The organism is Streptomyces sp. NBC_01237 (genome assembly GCF_035917275.1).
GTDB lineage: Bacteria > Actinomycetota > Actinomycetes > Streptomycetales > Streptomycetaceae > Streptomyces.
Genome location: NZ_CP108508.1, coordinates 4481360 through 4495950, shown reverse-complemented (window position 1 = coordinate 4495950; position 14591 = coordinate 4481360). Strand labels below are relative to the sequence as shown.

At 67.9% G+C, this 14591-nt stretch carries 15 protein-coding genes; 6 read left to right on the top strand and 9 right to left on the bottom strand.

Going from position 1 to position 14591, the window contains the following annotated elements; genetic code table 11:
* Positions 1-38 precede the first annotated feature (38 nt).
* The 6 genes from murJ (at position 39) to trxA (ending at position 7428) form a co-directional block, all read left to right on the top strand.
* Positions 39-2198 (top strand): murein biosynthesis integral membrane protein MurJ, encoded by a 2160-nt coding sequence (gene murJ, locus OG251_RS19730; protein WP_326678430.1) that lies wholly within the window; start codon positions 39-41, stop codon positions 2196-2198.
* 129 nt (positions 2199-2327) lie between these two features.
* Positions 2328-4043, top strand: a complete 1716-nt coding sequence (locus OG251_RS19725) for a protein kinase family protein (RefSeq protein ID WP_326678429.1) — start codon at positions 2328-2330, stop codon at positions 4041-4043.
* A 255-nt stretch (positions 4044-4298) separates the two neighbouring features.
* Positions 4299-5003: an RNA polymerase sigma factor SigM gene (gene sigM, locus OG251_RS19720; protein ID WP_326678428.1), complete on the top strand. Its 705-nt coding sequence runs from the start codon at positions 4299-4301 to the stop codon at positions 5001-5003.
* On the top strand, positions 5000-5965 hold the full coding sequence (locus OG251_RS19715; protein WP_326678427.1) for a zf-HC2 domain-containing protein: 966 nt from the start codon (positions 5000-5002) through the stop codon (positions 5963-5965). The genes sigM and OG251_RS19715 overlap by 4 nt, the downstream gene beginning before the upstream one ends.
* 115 nt (positions 5966-6080) lie before the next feature.
* Positions 6081-7052 (top strand): thioredoxin-disulfide reductase, encoded by a 972-nt coding sequence (gene trxB / locus OG251_RS19710; RefSeq protein ID WP_073727726.1) that lies wholly within the window; start codon positions 6081-6083, stop codon positions 7050-7052.
* Positions 7053-7095: 43 nt separating this feature from the next.
* Positions 7096-7428, top strand: coding sequence for a thioredoxin (trxA, locus tag OG251_RS19705; RefSeq protein ID WP_073727728.1), 333 nt, complete (start codon positions 7096-7098; stop codon positions 7426-7428).
* An 83-nt stretch (positions 7429-7511) separates the two neighbouring features.
* On the opposite strand, the gene OG251_RS19700 is transcribed toward trxA, so the two are convergent.
* From OG251_RS19700 to rpmH, 9 genes are all read right to left on the bottom strand, one after another.
* Positions 7512-8129 carry a GNAT family N-acetyltransferase gene (locus OG251_RS19700; RefSeq protein ID WP_326678426.1) on the bottom strand — a complete coding sequence of 206 codons (618 nt, stop codon included), beginning with the start codon at positions 8127-8129 and terminating at the stop codon, positions 7512-7514.
* A 303-nt stretch (positions 8130-8432) separates the two neighbouring features.
* Complete coding sequence (locus OG251_RS19695) at positions 8433-9533, bottom strand: ParB/RepB/Spo0J family partition protein (RefSeq protein WP_326678425.1); 1101 nt, start codon at positions 9531-9533, stop codon at positions 8433-8435.
* Positions 9530-10606, bottom strand: a complete 1077-nt coding sequence (locus OG251_RS19690) for a ParA family protein (RefSeq protein ID WP_323137912.1) — start codon at positions 10604-10606, stop codon at positions 9530-9532. Before OG251_RS19690 ends, OG251_RS19695 begins: the two co-directional genes overlap by 4 nt.
* 303 nt (positions 10607-10909) lie before the next feature.
* Complete coding sequence (gene rsmG, locus OG251_RS19685) at positions 10910-11626, bottom strand: 16S rRNA (guanine(527)-N(7))-methyltransferase RsmG (RefSeq protein ID WP_073727736.1); 717 nt, start codon at positions 11624-11626, stop codon at positions 10910-10912.
* Between the two features lie 109 nt (positions 11627-11735).
* The gene (locus OG251_RS19680; RefSeq protein WP_326678424.1) at positions 11736-12245 is read right to left on the bottom strand and encodes a Jag family protein; all 510 of its coding nucleotides are present in this window, start codon (positions 12243-12245) and stop codon (positions 11736-11738) included.
* 14 nt (positions 12246-12259) lie between these two features.
* On the bottom strand, positions 12260-13537 hold the full coding sequence (gene yidC, locus OG251_RS19675) for a membrane protein insertase YidC (RefSeq protein WP_326678423.1): 1278 nt from the start codon (positions 13535-13537) through the stop codon (positions 12260-12262).
* A 3-nt stretch (positions 13538-13540) separates the two neighbouring features.
* Complete coding sequence (yidD, locus tag OG251_RS19670; protein WP_073727742.1) at positions 13541-13900, bottom strand: membrane protein insertion efficiency factor YidD; 360 nt, start codon at positions 13898-13900, stop codon at positions 13541-13543.
* Positions 13897-14268 carry a ribonuclease P protein component gene (rnpA, locus tag OG251_RS19665; protein ID WP_326678422.1) on the bottom strand — a complete coding sequence of 124 codons (372 nt, stop codon included), beginning with the start codon at positions 14266-14268 and terminating at the stop codon, positions 13897-13899. Before rnpA ends, yidD begins: the two co-directional genes overlap by 4 nt.
* Positions 14269-14286: 18 nt before the next feature.
* Positions 14287-14424 (bottom strand): 50S ribosomal protein L34, encoded by a 138-nt coding sequence (gene rpmH / locus OG251_RS19660; protein WP_003967884.1) that lies wholly within the window; start codon positions 14422-14424, stop codon positions 14287-14289.
* Positions 14425-14591: the final 167 nt, after the last annotated feature.

The window sequence follows — 14591 nt, the reverse complement described above, 5'->3', positions numbered from 1 at the left end:
CGTGGCCGGTCGGCCGGGGACGATGAGGTGGGGTTTCGATGAACGCGCCGTACGACGGTGACCGCGGCCAAGGCGCGGGCGGAGCAGGATCTACCGGCGGGCCCCCGGTACCCCCGGGTGCCGGCCAGGACGGCCCGGTGCCCCCCGACCCGTACCTCCAGCACGCCTACGAGCACGACCCCTACCGGGCGCAGGACCTCGCCGCCCAGGACCCGGTGAACGAGGCGCTGTACGACCGTGCCTCGCACCCGCCGCCGCCCCCCGGCACCTACCAGGAGCCGCAGCCGCTCTACCAGCAGCCGCCCGCGGCTCCGTACGCCCCCGACCCACGTCTCTGGGCGCAGACCCCGCCGCCCGAGCCCGCGGGCCCCTCCCGCCACCTCCCGTACGGGGACAACGCGGCGACCACCCAGTTCGTCGGCGTCGATGCCCTCGTCACACAGGCGTCCGAGAATCACGAGGAGCCGGACGCGTTCGCGCATCTCTTCCGCGACCAGGAAGGGACCGGGAGGCCACCAGGGCCGCCCGAGCCGGAAGCCGCCCCGGCGCCGGTACCGCCGAAGTCCGGCGGCCGGGCCTCCGGCCTGCTCAAGTCCAGCGCGCTGATGGCGGCCGGAACCCTCGTCTCCCGGCTCACCGGATTCGTCCGCAGCCTGGTGATCACCGCCGCGCTGGGTGCCGCGCTGCTCGGTGACAGTTTCACCATCGCGTACACCCTGCCGACGATGATCTACATCCTCACCGTGGGCGGTGGCCTCAACTCGGTCTTCGTACCCCAGCTCGTCCGCTCCATGAAGGACGACGAGGACGGCGGCGAGGCCTACGCCAACCGGCTGCTCACCCTGGTGATGGTCGCGCTCGGCCTGATCGTCGCTGCCGCGGTCTTCGCCGCGCCGCTGCTGATCCATCTCATGTCGAGCACGATCGCGAACGACGCGGCGGCCGACAGTGTGGCCGTCACCTTCGCCCGCTACTGCCTGCCGACCATCTTCTTCATGGGCGTGCACGTGGTGATGGGGCAGATCCTCAACGCCCGCGGAAAGTTCGGCGCGATGATGTGGACCCCGGTCCTCAACAACATCGTCATGATCTTCACGTTCGGCATGTTCATCTGGGTCTACGGCACCTCCGCCGAGTCCCGGATGGGGGTCGAGACCATCCCGCCGGAGGGCGTCCGGCTGCTGGGCATCGGCACCCTGCTCGGACTGGTCGTCCAGGCCCTCGCGATGATCCCCTACCTGCGGGAGGCAGGCTTCCGCTTCCGCCCGCGTTTCGACTGGAAGGGCCACGGCCTCGGCAAGACGATCAAGCTGGCCAAGTGGACCGTCCTGTTCGTCCTCGCCAACCAGGCGGGCGTCCTCGTCGTCACCCAGCTCGCGACATCGGCCGGCAAGCTCGCCGGCAAGGACGGCACGGGCTTCCTCGCCTACTCCAACGCCCAGCTGATCTGGGGCATGCCGCAGGCCATCATCACCGTCTCCGTGATGGCCGCGCTGCTGCCCCGCATCTCGCGCGCCGCCCACGACAACGACCCCGGTGCGGTCCGCGACGACATCTCGCAGGGCCTGCGCAACTCCGCGGTCGCCATCGTGCCGGTCGCCTTCACGTTCCTCGCTCTCGGGCTGCCGATGTGCACCCTGCTGTACGCCTCCAGCGGCACCGAGGCCGCACGGTCCATGGGCTTCATCCTGATGGCCTTCGCCCTCGGCCTCATCCCGTACTCCGTGCAGTACGTCGTGCTGCGCGGGTTCTACGCCTACGAGGACACCCGTACCCCCTTCTACAACACGGTCATCGTCGCCGCCGTCAACGCCGCGGCCTCCGCACTGTGCTACGTCGTGCTTCCCGCCCGGTGGGCGGTCGTCGGCATGGCGGCCTCGTACGGGCTGGCCTACGCGGTCGGTGTCGGTATCGCCTGGCGCCGCCTGCGCAACCGGCTGGGCGGCGACCTGGACGGTGCCAAGGTCGTGCGCACGTACGCCCGGCTCTGCCTGGCGGCGCTCCCCGCGGCCGTCGTCGGCGGCGGCGTGGGCTTCGTGCTTCTCGAAGTCCTCGGCGAGGGGGCCCTCGGTTCACTCGCCGCGCTGATCTGCGGCGGCATCGTCCTCCTGAGCATCTTCTTCGTAGCCGCGAAGAAGATGCGCATCGAAGAGGTCAACGGCCTGGTGGGTATGGTCCGAGGACGGCTCGGACGCTGAATAAGCGTCCTTCCGCACAACCATCGCCGGAGTCCGCGTGTCGTGCATAGCACCGGAGTGTGGGCACAATTGGCGTGACTGTGCAGAGCTGGCTGGCATCGCGCAACGGATGGGGAGGCAGGAACGACGGTGGCGGAACGTAGCACAGCTGCCGTCGACGTGGCCGACAACAGCGGCGACGAGCCGCTGACCGCCAAGGCGGACGAGGCCACGACCGACGGTACGACGGAAGCCAAGGACACAGCGGGCGAAGACCCCAAGGGCGCGGACGGTGAGCGGGAACCCTCCGCCGCCGTCCCGGCGACGCCCGATCTGCACAGCGGCCACAAACTTGCCGGACGCTACCGGCTCGAAGAATGCGTCACCCGTCTGGACGGTTTCAGCAGCTGGCGCGCTGTCGACGAGAAACTGCGCCGCGCGGTGGGCGTTCATCTGCTCCCCGCCGACCATCCGCGTGCCCGCTCCGTGCTGGCCGCGGCACGCTCGTCCGCCCTGCTCGGCGACCCTCGCTTCGTGCAGGTCCTGGACGCCGTCGAGGAGGACGACCTCGTCTACGTCGTCCACGAATGGCTTCCGGACGCCACCGAGCTCACCGCTCTGCTGGCCGCCGGACCGATGGACGCCCACGACGCCTACCAGCTCGTCAGCCAGGTCTCCCAGGCCATGGCGGCCGCCCACCGCGAGGGCCTGGCCCACCTCAGGCTCACGCCCGGCGCCGTCCTGCGCAGCTCGACCGGGCAGTACCGCATCCGCGGCCTCGCCGTGAACGCCGCCCTGCGCGGCATCACCGCCGAGCGCCCGCTGCGTGCGGACACCGAAGCGATCGGCGCCCTCCTGTACGCCGCGCTGACCCAGCGCTGGCCGTACGAGGACGACGCCTACGGTCTCTCCGGGCTGCCCAAGGGCATGGGCCTGATCGCTCCGGATCAGGTCCGGGCCGGCATCCACCGCGGTCTCTCCGAGCTCGCCATGCGCGCGCTGGCCAACGACGGCGCCACAGCCTCACGCCAGGAACCGCCGTGCACCACTCCTGACGAACTGGCCAAGGCCGTCGCGGCCATGCCGCGCATCCTGCCGCCCGAGCCCACCTTCACGGCACCGCCCGAGTACCAGCGCACCACCTACCAGCAGGGCACCTACGGCCGCCCGTCGGCCCGCCCCGTCTCGGCGACCCAGCCCGTGATGGCGCCCCCGCCGCCCCCGCTCCAGAGCCGTACCGGCAAAGCCCTCAAATGGGCCGTGTCCGCGCTGCTCATCGCCGCCCTGGGGCTCGGCAGCTGGCAACTCGCCGAAACGCTCCTCGACAGCCGCAACGACTCCTCGGACCCCGGCACCACGCAGACGACGAAGAACGAGGGCGACGAGAAGCCCAGGCCCGCCAAGCCGCTCCGCATCGCCGGAGCGACGGAGTTCATGCCCAGCGGGTCCGGGATACAGCAGGAGGATGTGCCCAAGACCATCGACGGCCTGCCCGGCACCTCGTGGATCACTCCGCAGTACCGGGGATATGCCAACTTCGGGAACCTCACCAACCGCAAGCAGGGCAGTGGCATCATCGTCGACCTGGGCAGCGTCCAGGACGTCACCGGCATCGAAGTAGCCATGTACCGCAGCGGCCAGGGCGCCGAGGTACGGGCGGCCGCACCGGAGGCATCCGCACCGTCGGCGCTCACCGACTTTCCCCAGCGGCTCGTCGAGCAGACGACGGCCGGGGGCACATTGAGCGGGAAGCTGACCGAGCCCCTGCGGACCCGCTACATCCTGGTCCGCATCACCGAGCTCCCGACGGACGGATCACCCGACCGGTTCCGCGGCGGGATCTCGGAGATCTCCGTCATGGGCTGACAGCTCCGGGTGGGGAGGCAACCCCTCGCCACCGGAGCTGCGCCCATCGACCCCGTTGATCTTGAGGAAGACGCCCCTCTTCAGCATCACTCCACGGTTTCCGGGTACCTCTACGCGGTCACAGCCACCGTTCACGGAGACATCGCACCAGCCTGAGCGACGGCCGCGGCAAGGGTTGCGGCACCAAGGCTCATGGCGGCAGCCTTCTTCCCATTGGGCACACCCGCATACGATCTGGCCAAGAAAGGGGGGACGGTGGCCTTCGATCCGTCAGCTCCACTCAGCGACGCGGAACTGCTCGCCCAGCACGTCGCGGGCGAACCGGACGCCTTCGGTGAGCTCGTACGCCGCCATCGCGACCGACTGTGGGCCGTGGCGCTGCGCACCCTCGGGGACCGGGAGGAAGCGGCCGACGCCGTCCAGGACGCCCTGGTGTCGGCCTTCCGGGCCGCCCACACCTTCCGCGGCCAGTCCGCTGTGACGACCTGGCTGCACCGCATCACGGTCAACGCCTGCCTCGACCGCGCCCGCAAGGCGGCCTCTCGCAAAACGGCGCCGGTCGACGACGCCGAGCGACTGGATCAGCTCCTGGAACCCCACGAGTCCGCCGAGGCTCCTGCGGAACGCCAAGATCTGCACCGCCAGCTCCTGGCGGCCCTGGCCACCCTGCCCGCCGAACAGCGCGCCGCCCTCATCCTGGTCGATATGCAGGGCTACCCCGTCGCGGAGGCGGCTCGCATTCTCGATGTGCCGACCGGCACCGTGAAAAGCCGCTGCGCACGCGGCCGGGCGAGACTGGTCCCCCTTGTCACCCATCTGCGCGGTGACAACGGGGATAGTGGCGGCCTCGCCGTGGGAAGGAACCGGACGCCCGGGACATCCGTCCCACCAGCGTCAGGACCAAAGGACGCAGGAACAAGTGATCCTGCTGCTGTTAAGGGAGGAGGTGGGCGCACGTGACAGCCACGACGGACACCGCTCAGCACCCGGACGTCTCGGAGATCTCCGACCTCACCGAAGGACTTCTCTCCCCTTCCCGCGCAGCGGAAGTGCGCAGCCATGTCGACGGCTGCGCACTCTGCGGTGACGTCCGCACCTCGTTGGAGGAGATCCGCGGGCTGCTCGGCACGCTCCCGGGCCCTCAGCCGATGCCCGAAGACATCGCCGGACGCATCGACGCCGCTCTGGCGGCAGAAGCCCTTCTCGACGCCACCGTCCCCGAAAGCACGGCCGATGTTTCACGTGAAACATCGTCGCCCACCGAGGACCTCGCCCCCCGGACGACCGCCCTCCCGGACCAGCGCACCGGCTCTTCCCCCGCCGGCCGCCCCGCAGGGCGCCCACGGGCCGCCACAGGACCGGGCCGCCACCCCTCCCGGCGCCGCCGCCGCGCAGTGATCATCGGCACGGCGTTCGGCGCTGCGGTGATCGCCATGAGCGCCTTTCTCCTCCAGCAGCTCCAGACCCCGCAGGACACGGCAAGCAGCCAGGCGGACAGCAGCGCCGCCTCGGCGGACAGCAGCACACAGACCTTCGCGGAGGGCACCCTCGAAGGCAGGGTGCAGGGCCTGCTGAGCAGCACAGCGGCCTCGGAGAGTCCCGACGGCCAGAAGCAGCAGCCGGAGGCCGGCACCAAATCCACCAATGAAGTCGGCGCTCCCGACTCCTCCGCGCCCAAGAAACCGCTGCGTACCCCTACCGTGACAGTGCCCCCGTGCGTTCAGCAGGCCACCGGCCGGAACACCCCGGCTCTGGCTCTCGACAAGGGCCGCTACCAGGGAACGGGCGCCTTCCTCGTCGTCCTGCCCCATGCCACCGACGCCACCCGCGTCCAGGCGTACGTCGTCGATGCCACCTGCGTCGACGCCACGCCCGAGGCCAAGGGCCGACTGCTGCTCACCCACTCCTACGACCGCCCCTGACAACGGCCCCGGCACGTCGGGAATGCATCCCCCGTAGGATCCGTTGGGTGGGGTGAGAGTCGTTGAACCGGCCCCAGTAGGCAGTAGGCAGTCTGCAGAGACGAGGAAGTAACCCGTGAGCGACGTCCGTAATGTGATCATCATCGGCTCCGGACCGGCCGGTTACACGGCCGCCCTCTACACCGCGCGGGCATCGCTGAAGCCGCTGGTCTTCGAGGGCGCCGTCACCGCCGGCGGTGCGCTGATGAACACCACCGACGTGGAGAACTTCCCCGGCTTCCAGGACGGCATCATGGGCCCCGAGCTCATGGACAACATGCGCGCGCAGGCCGAGCGCTTCGGTGCGGAGCTCGTCCCGGACGATGTCGTCTCCGTGGACCTCACCGGCGACATCAAGACCGTCACCGACACCGCCGGCACGGTCCACCGTGCGAAGGCCGTCATCGTGACCACCGGCTCCCAGCACCGCAAGCTCGGCCTGCCGAACGAGGACGCCCTCTCCGGACGTGGCGTCTCCTGGTGCGCCACCTGCGACGGCTTCTTCTTCAAGGACCACGACATCGCCGTGGTCGGCGGCGGCGACACCGCCATGGAAGAGGCGACCTTCCTCTCCCGGTTCGCCAAGTCCGTCACGATCGTCCACCGCCGTGACTCCCTGCGCGCCTCCAAGGCCATGCAGGACCGGGCCTTCGCCGACCCGAAGATCAAGTTCGCGTGGGACAGCGAGGTCGCCGGGGTCCACGGTGAGCAGAAGCTCTCCGGTCTGACCCTGCGCAACACCAAGACCGGCGAGACCTCGGAGCTCCCCGTGACCGGCCTGTTCATCGCCGTGGGCCATGACCCGCGCACCGAACTCTTCAAGGGTCAGCTCGACCTCGACGACGAGGGCTACCTCAAGGTCGAAGCCCCCTCGACGCGTACCAACCTGACGGGTGTCTTCGGTGCGGGAGACGTCGTCGACCACACCTACCGACAGGCCATCACCGCTGCCGGTACCGGATGTTCCGCGGCTCTGGACGCCGAGCGCTTCCTCGCCGCGCTCGCCGACGGCCAGCTCGCCGAGCCGGAGAAGACCCCGGCAGTCTGATCTTCCTCATCTCACCCCACCACGAGAGACTAAGGAGGCCGCCGTGGCCGGCGACCTGAAGCACGTTACTGACGACACTTTCGACGAAGTGGTCCTGAAGAGCGAGAAGCCTGTACTGGTGGACTTCTGGGCGGCCTGGTGCGGCCCCTGCCGCCAGATCGCCCCCTCGTTGGAGGCCATCGCCGCCGAGCACGGCGACCAGATCGAGATCGTCAAGCTCAACATCGACGAGAACCCGGCCACCGCCGCCAAGTACGGTGTGATGTCCATCCCGACACTCAACGTCTACCAGGGCGGCGAGGTCGCCAAGACGATCGTCGGTGCCAAGCCGAAGGCCGCGATCCTCCGCGACCTCGAAGGCTTCATCGGCCAGTAAGCACCACCCTGCGCGATGTTTCACGTGAAACGGGCCCACCCCTTCAAGGGATGGGCCCGTTTCGTGTCTCGGAGACTGACTGCTCAGAGCGGACGCAGTACCGGCTCCTTCTGTACCGCTCCCAGCAGCCGGTCCAGAGCGAGCTCGACGTCCTCCTTCCAGGAGAGCGTCGTCCGCAGCTCCAGCCTCAGCCGCGGGTACGTCGGATGCGGCCGCACCGTCTTGAATCCGACCGCAAGCAGATGGTCCGCTGGGAGCACACAGGCAGGCTCCTTCCACCGGGCGTCCCCGAACGCCTCAATGGCCTTGAATCCCCGCTGCAACAGGTCCTTGGCCACGGTCTGCACCATGACACGTCCCAGCCCCTGCCCCTGGTATCCCGGTGTGATCCACCCCGTGATGAGCTGAACGGCATCGGGGGAGACGGGGCTGGTGGGAAACGCGGTCGCCCGCGGGACATACGCGGGCGGCGCGTAGAGAACGTAGCCGACCGACACATCATCGACCTGAACGACCCGGCCGCAGGAACCCCACTCCAGCAGCACAGCGGAGATCCAGGCTTCCTTTTCCAGCTCGGCCCTGCCCGCTTTTACTGCGGCTTCCCCACTGACCGGATCAAGTTCCCAGAAGACGCACGATCGGCAACGCTTGGGGAGATCCGGAAGGTTGTCCAGTGTGAGCGGTACGAGTCGACGCCCCATGAAGGCGATTCCTCACTTCCTTCGCCCGCCGCCTCGCGTGCGGCTGTCAGCGCGCTCCGTTCGCGGAACAGACTGCCGACGAAACCTCCGACGGCCCCCAGGCCCAACCCGATGGTCATCAGTCGGCTGCGGCTCACTGCTCGCACGGTCTCCGGCCTCCTCTGAGATGGATCCAGGTGGATGCGCCATACCAGAACGCATCGTATCCACCCAGAGTTGATGCGGAAACCGAGAGAGAGCAAAGGGCGGGCTGTGTTCCGGCATTCGCCGGAACACAGCCCGCCCCACACGGGTCCTTCGACCTCAGCCGTCCGCGTCCTCTTCCGAGCCCTCGGCGAGTCCACGCTCCAGCACACGCCCCTCGCCCGGTGCGAGGCTGCCGAGAATCCGGTCCAGATCCTCCATCGAAGCGAACTCGACGACGATCTTGCCCTTCTTCTGGCCGAGGTCGACCTTCACCCTCGTCTCGAACCTGTCGGAGAGCCTGGATGCCAGATCGCTCAGGGCGGGCGACACACGCCCGCCGGCCCTCGGCCCCTTCGACTTCGGCGAGCTCGTGGGGCTCGACCCCATGAGCGTCACGATCTCCTCGACCGCGCGCACCGAGAGCCCTTCGGCCACGATGCGATGAGCCAGCCGGTCCTGCTCCTCGGAGTCATCGACGGACAGCAGCGCGCGGGCGTGACCGGCCGAAAGCACTCCCGCCGCGACCCTTCGCTGCACGGGCGGAGACAGCCGCAGCAGGCGCAGCGTGTTGGACACCTGCGGACGGGACCGCCCGATCCGGTCGGCCAGCTGATCGTGGGTGCATTTGAAGTCCTTGAGGAGCTGGTCGTACGCAGCCGCCTCTTCCAGCGGGTTCAGCTGAGCCCGGTGAAGGTTCTCCAGGAGAGCGTCCAGGAGCAGTTTCTCGTCGTCCGTCGCCCGGACGATGGTCGGAATCCGCTCCAGACCCGCCTCACGGCAGGCCCTCCAACGACGCTCACCCATGATGAGCTCGTAGCGGTCCGGACCCACCTTCCGCACGACGACGGGCTGGAGGAGACCGACCTCCTTGATGGAGGTGACCAGCTCGGCAAGAGCGTCCTCATCGAACACTTCACGAGGCTGACGGGGGTTCGGCGTAATCGATCCGATGGGGATCTCGGCGAAGTACGCCCCGGCAGAAGCCGTCGTGTCGGCAGCCGTCTCCCGCTCGGCCTCCGGGGCACTCGGCTCCGGCACCACCGATGCCTGCGGGAGTGTGGTCACCTTCGCGGCAGCCACTCCACGCTCGGCCGTCAGCACCGGAACCGTCCCGGGCGACGTCGAGCCGCCTCCCGGAGACGACACCTGCTTCTCCTGCGGAGCCGCGGGGATCAGCGCACCGAGCCCACGCCCCAACCCTCTACGACGCTCACTCACTGAATGCCCTCCGAGATGCTTTGCTGGCTGTTCTGACTACCCGTGTGGGCATGCTGGGCCTCGTAGTGCACCCCGACGCCCCTCAGGGCGATCTCACGTGCCGCCTCAAGATACGACAGCGACCCGCTGGATCCCGGGTCGTAGGTCAGCACGGTCTGCCCATAACTCGGTGCCTCCGAGATACGCACCGACCGCGGAATGCTTGTCCGCAGCACTTCCTTGCCGAAGTGGGTGCGCACCTCCTCGGCGACCTGCGAGGCGAGCCTGGTCCTGCCGTCGTACATCGTCAGCAGGATCGTCGACACATGCAGATCCGGGTTCAGATGTCCCCGGACCAGGTCGACATTCCTCAGCAGCTGCCCCAGTCCCTCCAGCGCGTAGTACTCGCACTGGATGGGGATCAGCACCTCGGCTCCGGCGACCATGGCGTTGACCGTCAGCAGACCGAGCGAGGGCGGGCAGTCGATGAGGATGTAGTCCAACGGCTGTTCATACGCCTGGATCGCCCGCTGAAGCCGGCTCTCCCGCGCCACCAGTGACACCAATTCGATCTCCGCACCGGCGAGATCGATGGTGGCGGGGGCGCAGAAGAGACCTTCGACGTCCGGGACCGGCTGAACCACCTCGGAGAGGGGCCGGCTCTCCACCAGGACGTCATAGATGGAGGGAACCTCGGCATGGTGGTCGATTCCCAGAGCCGTGGAGGCGTTGCCCTGCGGGTCGAGGTCGACCACCAGAACACGCGCGCCGTGCAGTGCCAGGGACGCGGCAAGGTTGACCGTCGAGGTCGTCTTGCCGACCCCGCCCTTCTGGTTGGCCACCACCATGACGCGGGTCTGGTCAGGGCGGGGCAGCCCCTCGCCGGCGCGGCCAAGGGCCTCAACCGCCAGCTGGGCCGCACGACCGATGGGTGTGTCGTCCAGCGGCGGCGGTGTTTCACGTGAAACACCCTCCCCCGCGGACTCGGTTCGGGGACCGGGGACCGGATCGGTCATCGGTCCCGCGATGTTGGCGTCGGACCGCAAGGATTCACTCTCCTCGACTTCAGGCTCGCAATGAACAGAGCCTGCCATGCTTTCGGGGTCGTGAACCAGCGAGGCCCGCTGTTCTGTGGATGAATCCACGTCTGTGGACAACTCGGTAGCCCTAACGGGCTTGCGGTCGCGCGGCGTGGCAGCCGCGCGGCCGCGGCTGATGATTCCCTGCAGCAGAGAGCGACGTTTCACGTGAAACACGATGCCCCCGCATCGCTACTACCAGGCCACGACACTCCGCACGAGGTACGTACAGCCTCATTACCGGAGCATTGCTGATAGACCGAACGAACCGGTACGTAACGGACTTCAGCGTTTCGTCACCCCGTCCATCCGACCGCGTCAGCGACGCCGACGCGTACGTCCCACCCGCGCGGCCTTGGCCCTCTTTGCGGCGAACCTCACACCACCGGGGCTCTCCCCGACCACCACACGCACCACCGTGGACGTCGGATCGACCACGCCCTCACCGACGTGCAGCACCTCGGTCTCGACCACCCCGAGCTTGCTCAGGGCGGCACGAGCGCCCTGGATCTCCTCCGCCGCGGTGTCGCCCTTCAGCGCCAGCATCTCTCCGTACGGGCGCAGCAGGGGCACGCCCCAGCCCGCCAGCCGGTCCAGCGGGGCCACCGCGCGAGCCGTCACCACATGAACGGGCTGCAGAGTCCCGAGAACTTCCTCGGCACGGCCACGGACGACCGTCACATGATCCAGTCCCAGCAGCTCGACGACTTCCTGGAGGAAGTTCGTCCGTCGGAGCAGCGGCTCCAGCAGGGTGATCTTCAGATCCGGGCGCACCAGAGCAAGCGGGATACCGGGAAGGCCGGCCCCCGAGCCCACGTCGCACACCGTGACCCCCTCAGGAACCACCTCGGAGAGCACCGCGCAGTTCAGCAGGTGACGCTCCCAGAGCCGCGGCACCTCACGCGGCCCGATCAGACCGCGCTTGACCCCGGCATCCGCAAGGAGCTCCGCGTACCGGACGGCTTCAGGGAAGACCTCTCCGAATACCGCCTGCGCCTCTTCAGGTGCCTGGGGGAGCTCTGCTGCCTCCGTCACGGGGACCGTCCTTCCGTACCGCACTAACGCACTGTGGGTGGCTGACTATCAGGCTGACAAAGATCGGCCCCGCCTGCGAACAGACGGGGCCGACAGTACAAGGATCCGGTCAGGCCGGGAGAACGACGACGAAGCGCTGCGGCTCCTCGCCCTCGGACTCGCTCCGCAGACCGGCTGCCGCGACCGCGTCGTGCACGACCTTGCGCTCGAACGGCGTCATCGGGTCCAGCTTCTTCGGCTCGCCCGAGGTCTTCACCTCGTCCGCGGCCTTGGCACCCAGCGCGGCGAGGATCTCGCGCTTCTTGGCCCGGAAGCCGCCGATGTCGAGCATCAGACGGCTCCGGTCACCGGTCTCCCGGTGGACGGCCAGCCGCGTCAGCTCCTGAAGCGCCTCCAGCACCTCGCCGTCGCGCCCCACGAGCTTCTGCAGTTCACGTGCCGAGTCGCTGATGATCGAGACCGCGGCCCGGTCCGCCTCGACGTCCATGTCGATGTCGCCGTCCAGGTCGGCGATGTCGAGCAGGCCCTCAAGGTAATCGGCTGCGATCTCCCCTTCCTGCTCAAGGCGGGTCAGAGTGTCGCTGCCCTCAGCGGCCGTGGAGGTGGTGCCTTCCGTCACGGATGGACTCCTTCTTACTTCTTGGACGGGTGCTTGGGCCGCTGCGGGCCCTTGCGCTGTCCGGACTTGGCTTGGCGTGAGGAGCCGGACGCGGGCTTGCCCGCCGCCTTCGGCTTGTCGTCGTCCTGCGAGGCGTCGCTCTTCTCCAGCGAGGTCTTGGAGCCCTTCTCGGCCGAATCGGCCGGGTCGGAATCCTTGGCACCACCGGCCGTGGCGGCCCCGGTCTGGCGCTTCGCCTTGGTCTGCCGCTTGGGCTGGTGCCGCTTCTGCGCACCGCCGCCCTCGGCCTCGGCCACGGCCGTATCGCTCTTGGCCACCGTGCCGTCCTCCTGAGCCGCGAGACCCAGCTTGCCCAGACCGGTGATGAACTTGCGCTCGATGTCATTGCGGTCCGGGCCCTTGGCGACGATCCGCTTGATCATGTTGCGCCTGGTCCGGCCGCGGACCTCGCCATGAGCGGTCACGCTCTTCAGCAGACGCCCCAGGTACTGGTCCTGCGCCTTGCTGCCCGGCGTCGGGTTCTGGTTGATCACGTACATCTGCTGACCCATGGTCCAGACGTTGGTGGTCAGCCAGTAGACGAGGACACCGACGGGGAAGTTGATACCCATCACGGCGAAGATGACCGGGAAGATGTACATCAGCATCTTCTGCTGCTGCATGTACGGGGTCTTCACCGTCAGGTCGACGTTCTTCGTCATCAGCTGGCGCTGCGTGAAGAACTGCGACGCGGACATCATCACGATCATGATCGCGGTGACGACGCGGACGTCGGCCAGCGAAGCCTGGAGAGAGGCGACCTTGTCAGCACTGTCCGTGAACTTCGCGGCCAGCGGGGCACCGAAGATGTGGGCCTGACGCGCGCTGTCGAGCAGCGACTGGTCGATGGCGCCGATCTTCTTGCCCGAGGCGATGGCCGAGAGCACGTGATACAGGGCGAAGAAGAACGGGGACTGCGCCAGGATGGGAAGGCACGAGGAGAGCGGGTTGGTACCCGTCTCCTTGTACAGCTTCATCATCTCTTCGGACTGACGCTGTTTGTCGTTCTTGTAGCGCTCCTGGATCGCCTTCATCTTCGGCTGGAGCACCTGCATGTTCCGGGTCGACTTGATCTGCTTCACGAAAAGCGGGATCAGGCAGATCCGGATCAGCACCACCAGGGACACGATGGACAGGCCCCAGGCCCAGCCCGTGTCATCACCGAACATCGCTCCGTACAGCTTGTGGAACTGGACGATGACCCATGAGACAGGTGTGGTGATAAAGCTGAACAGACTGGCAATCGTGTCCACTAATCAGGCTCCTTGAGCTTTGGACGAGGTCTCTGTGGCCGGGCTCAGGGGTTCGGAGACCGACCCCCCGGGCGGCACATCAGCGGCGGAGTCCCCGCCCTTGCCGCCGCGCAGAGCGTTGCGCAGCAACTCGTGCCAGCGCGGACGCTTGCGTGGCGGGACATGATCCACACCGCCGGGTGACCACGGATTGCATCGCAGGATGCGCCATGCGGTCAGCGCTGTTCCCTTGATCGCACCGTGTCGGTCGATCGCCGTATATCCATAGTGGGAACACGACGGGTAGTAACGGCAGACAGGCCCGAGGAGTGGGCTGATCGTCCACTGATACAGCTTGATGAGAGCCAGCAACGGGTACTTCATCGCGCGCCCCCTCCCAGGAGCCGCTGCAGGGCGGCGTCCAGGTCTCGGGCCAGCTGTGCATGGTCGGCGTCGCCCGATCCGGGCAGCGCTCGTACGACAACAAGGCTACCGGGGGGCAGCTGAGCCAGCCGTTCGCGGACCAGATGACGAAGCTGTCGCTTCACCGCTGTGCGTACGACCGCTCCACCCACAGCTTTGCTGACAACGAAACCCGCACGCGGCGGGGGAACAGTCTCCCCAGTCACGTGCGGGTCCGTTGCACCGCTGCATAGATGGACGACGAGTAGCGGACGTCCGGCTCGACGTCCTCGTCGTACCGCGGTCGCGAAGTCCTCGCGCCGCCTCAGCCGATTCTCGGTAGGCAGCACGTCATGACCTGTAAACGATCAGGCGGACAGGCTGCTGCGGCCCTTGCCACGGCGGTTCGCGAGAATCGCACGGCCGGCACGGGTACGCATACGCAGCCGGAAGCCGTGGGTCTTGGCGCGACGACGGTTGTTCGGCTGGAAGGTGCGCTTGCTCACTCGGGGGCTCCAGAAATGATTCGTGTGTTGGCGGGACATCGCCTGGCTGTCACCGTGCGCCCACGAGGAACTCGCGTAAACGCCTTAGTGCACCGCTTCACAATCACAGATCGTGATCTTTGCCCATCGGAGGCAGGCGGCAGCAGCCATCGACAACTCGACCTGGT

Coding starts and splice junctions, on each gene's coding strand:
- murJ (WP_326678430.1), top strand. CDS start 39: ATGAACGCGCCGTACGACGGTGACCGCGGCCAAGGCGCGGGCGGAGCA.
- OG251_RS19700 (WP_326678426.1), bottom strand. CDS start 8,129: ATGGGGCGTCGACTCGTACCGCTCACACTGGACAACCTTCCGGATCTC.
- OG251_RS19690 (WP_323137912.1), bottom strand. CDS start 10,606: ATGGCAGGCTCTGTTCATTGCGAGCCTGAAGTCGAGGAGAGTGAATCC.
- yidD (WP_073727742.1), bottom strand. CDS start 13,900: ATGAAGTACCCGTTGCTGGCTCTCATCAAGCTGTATCAGTGGACGATC.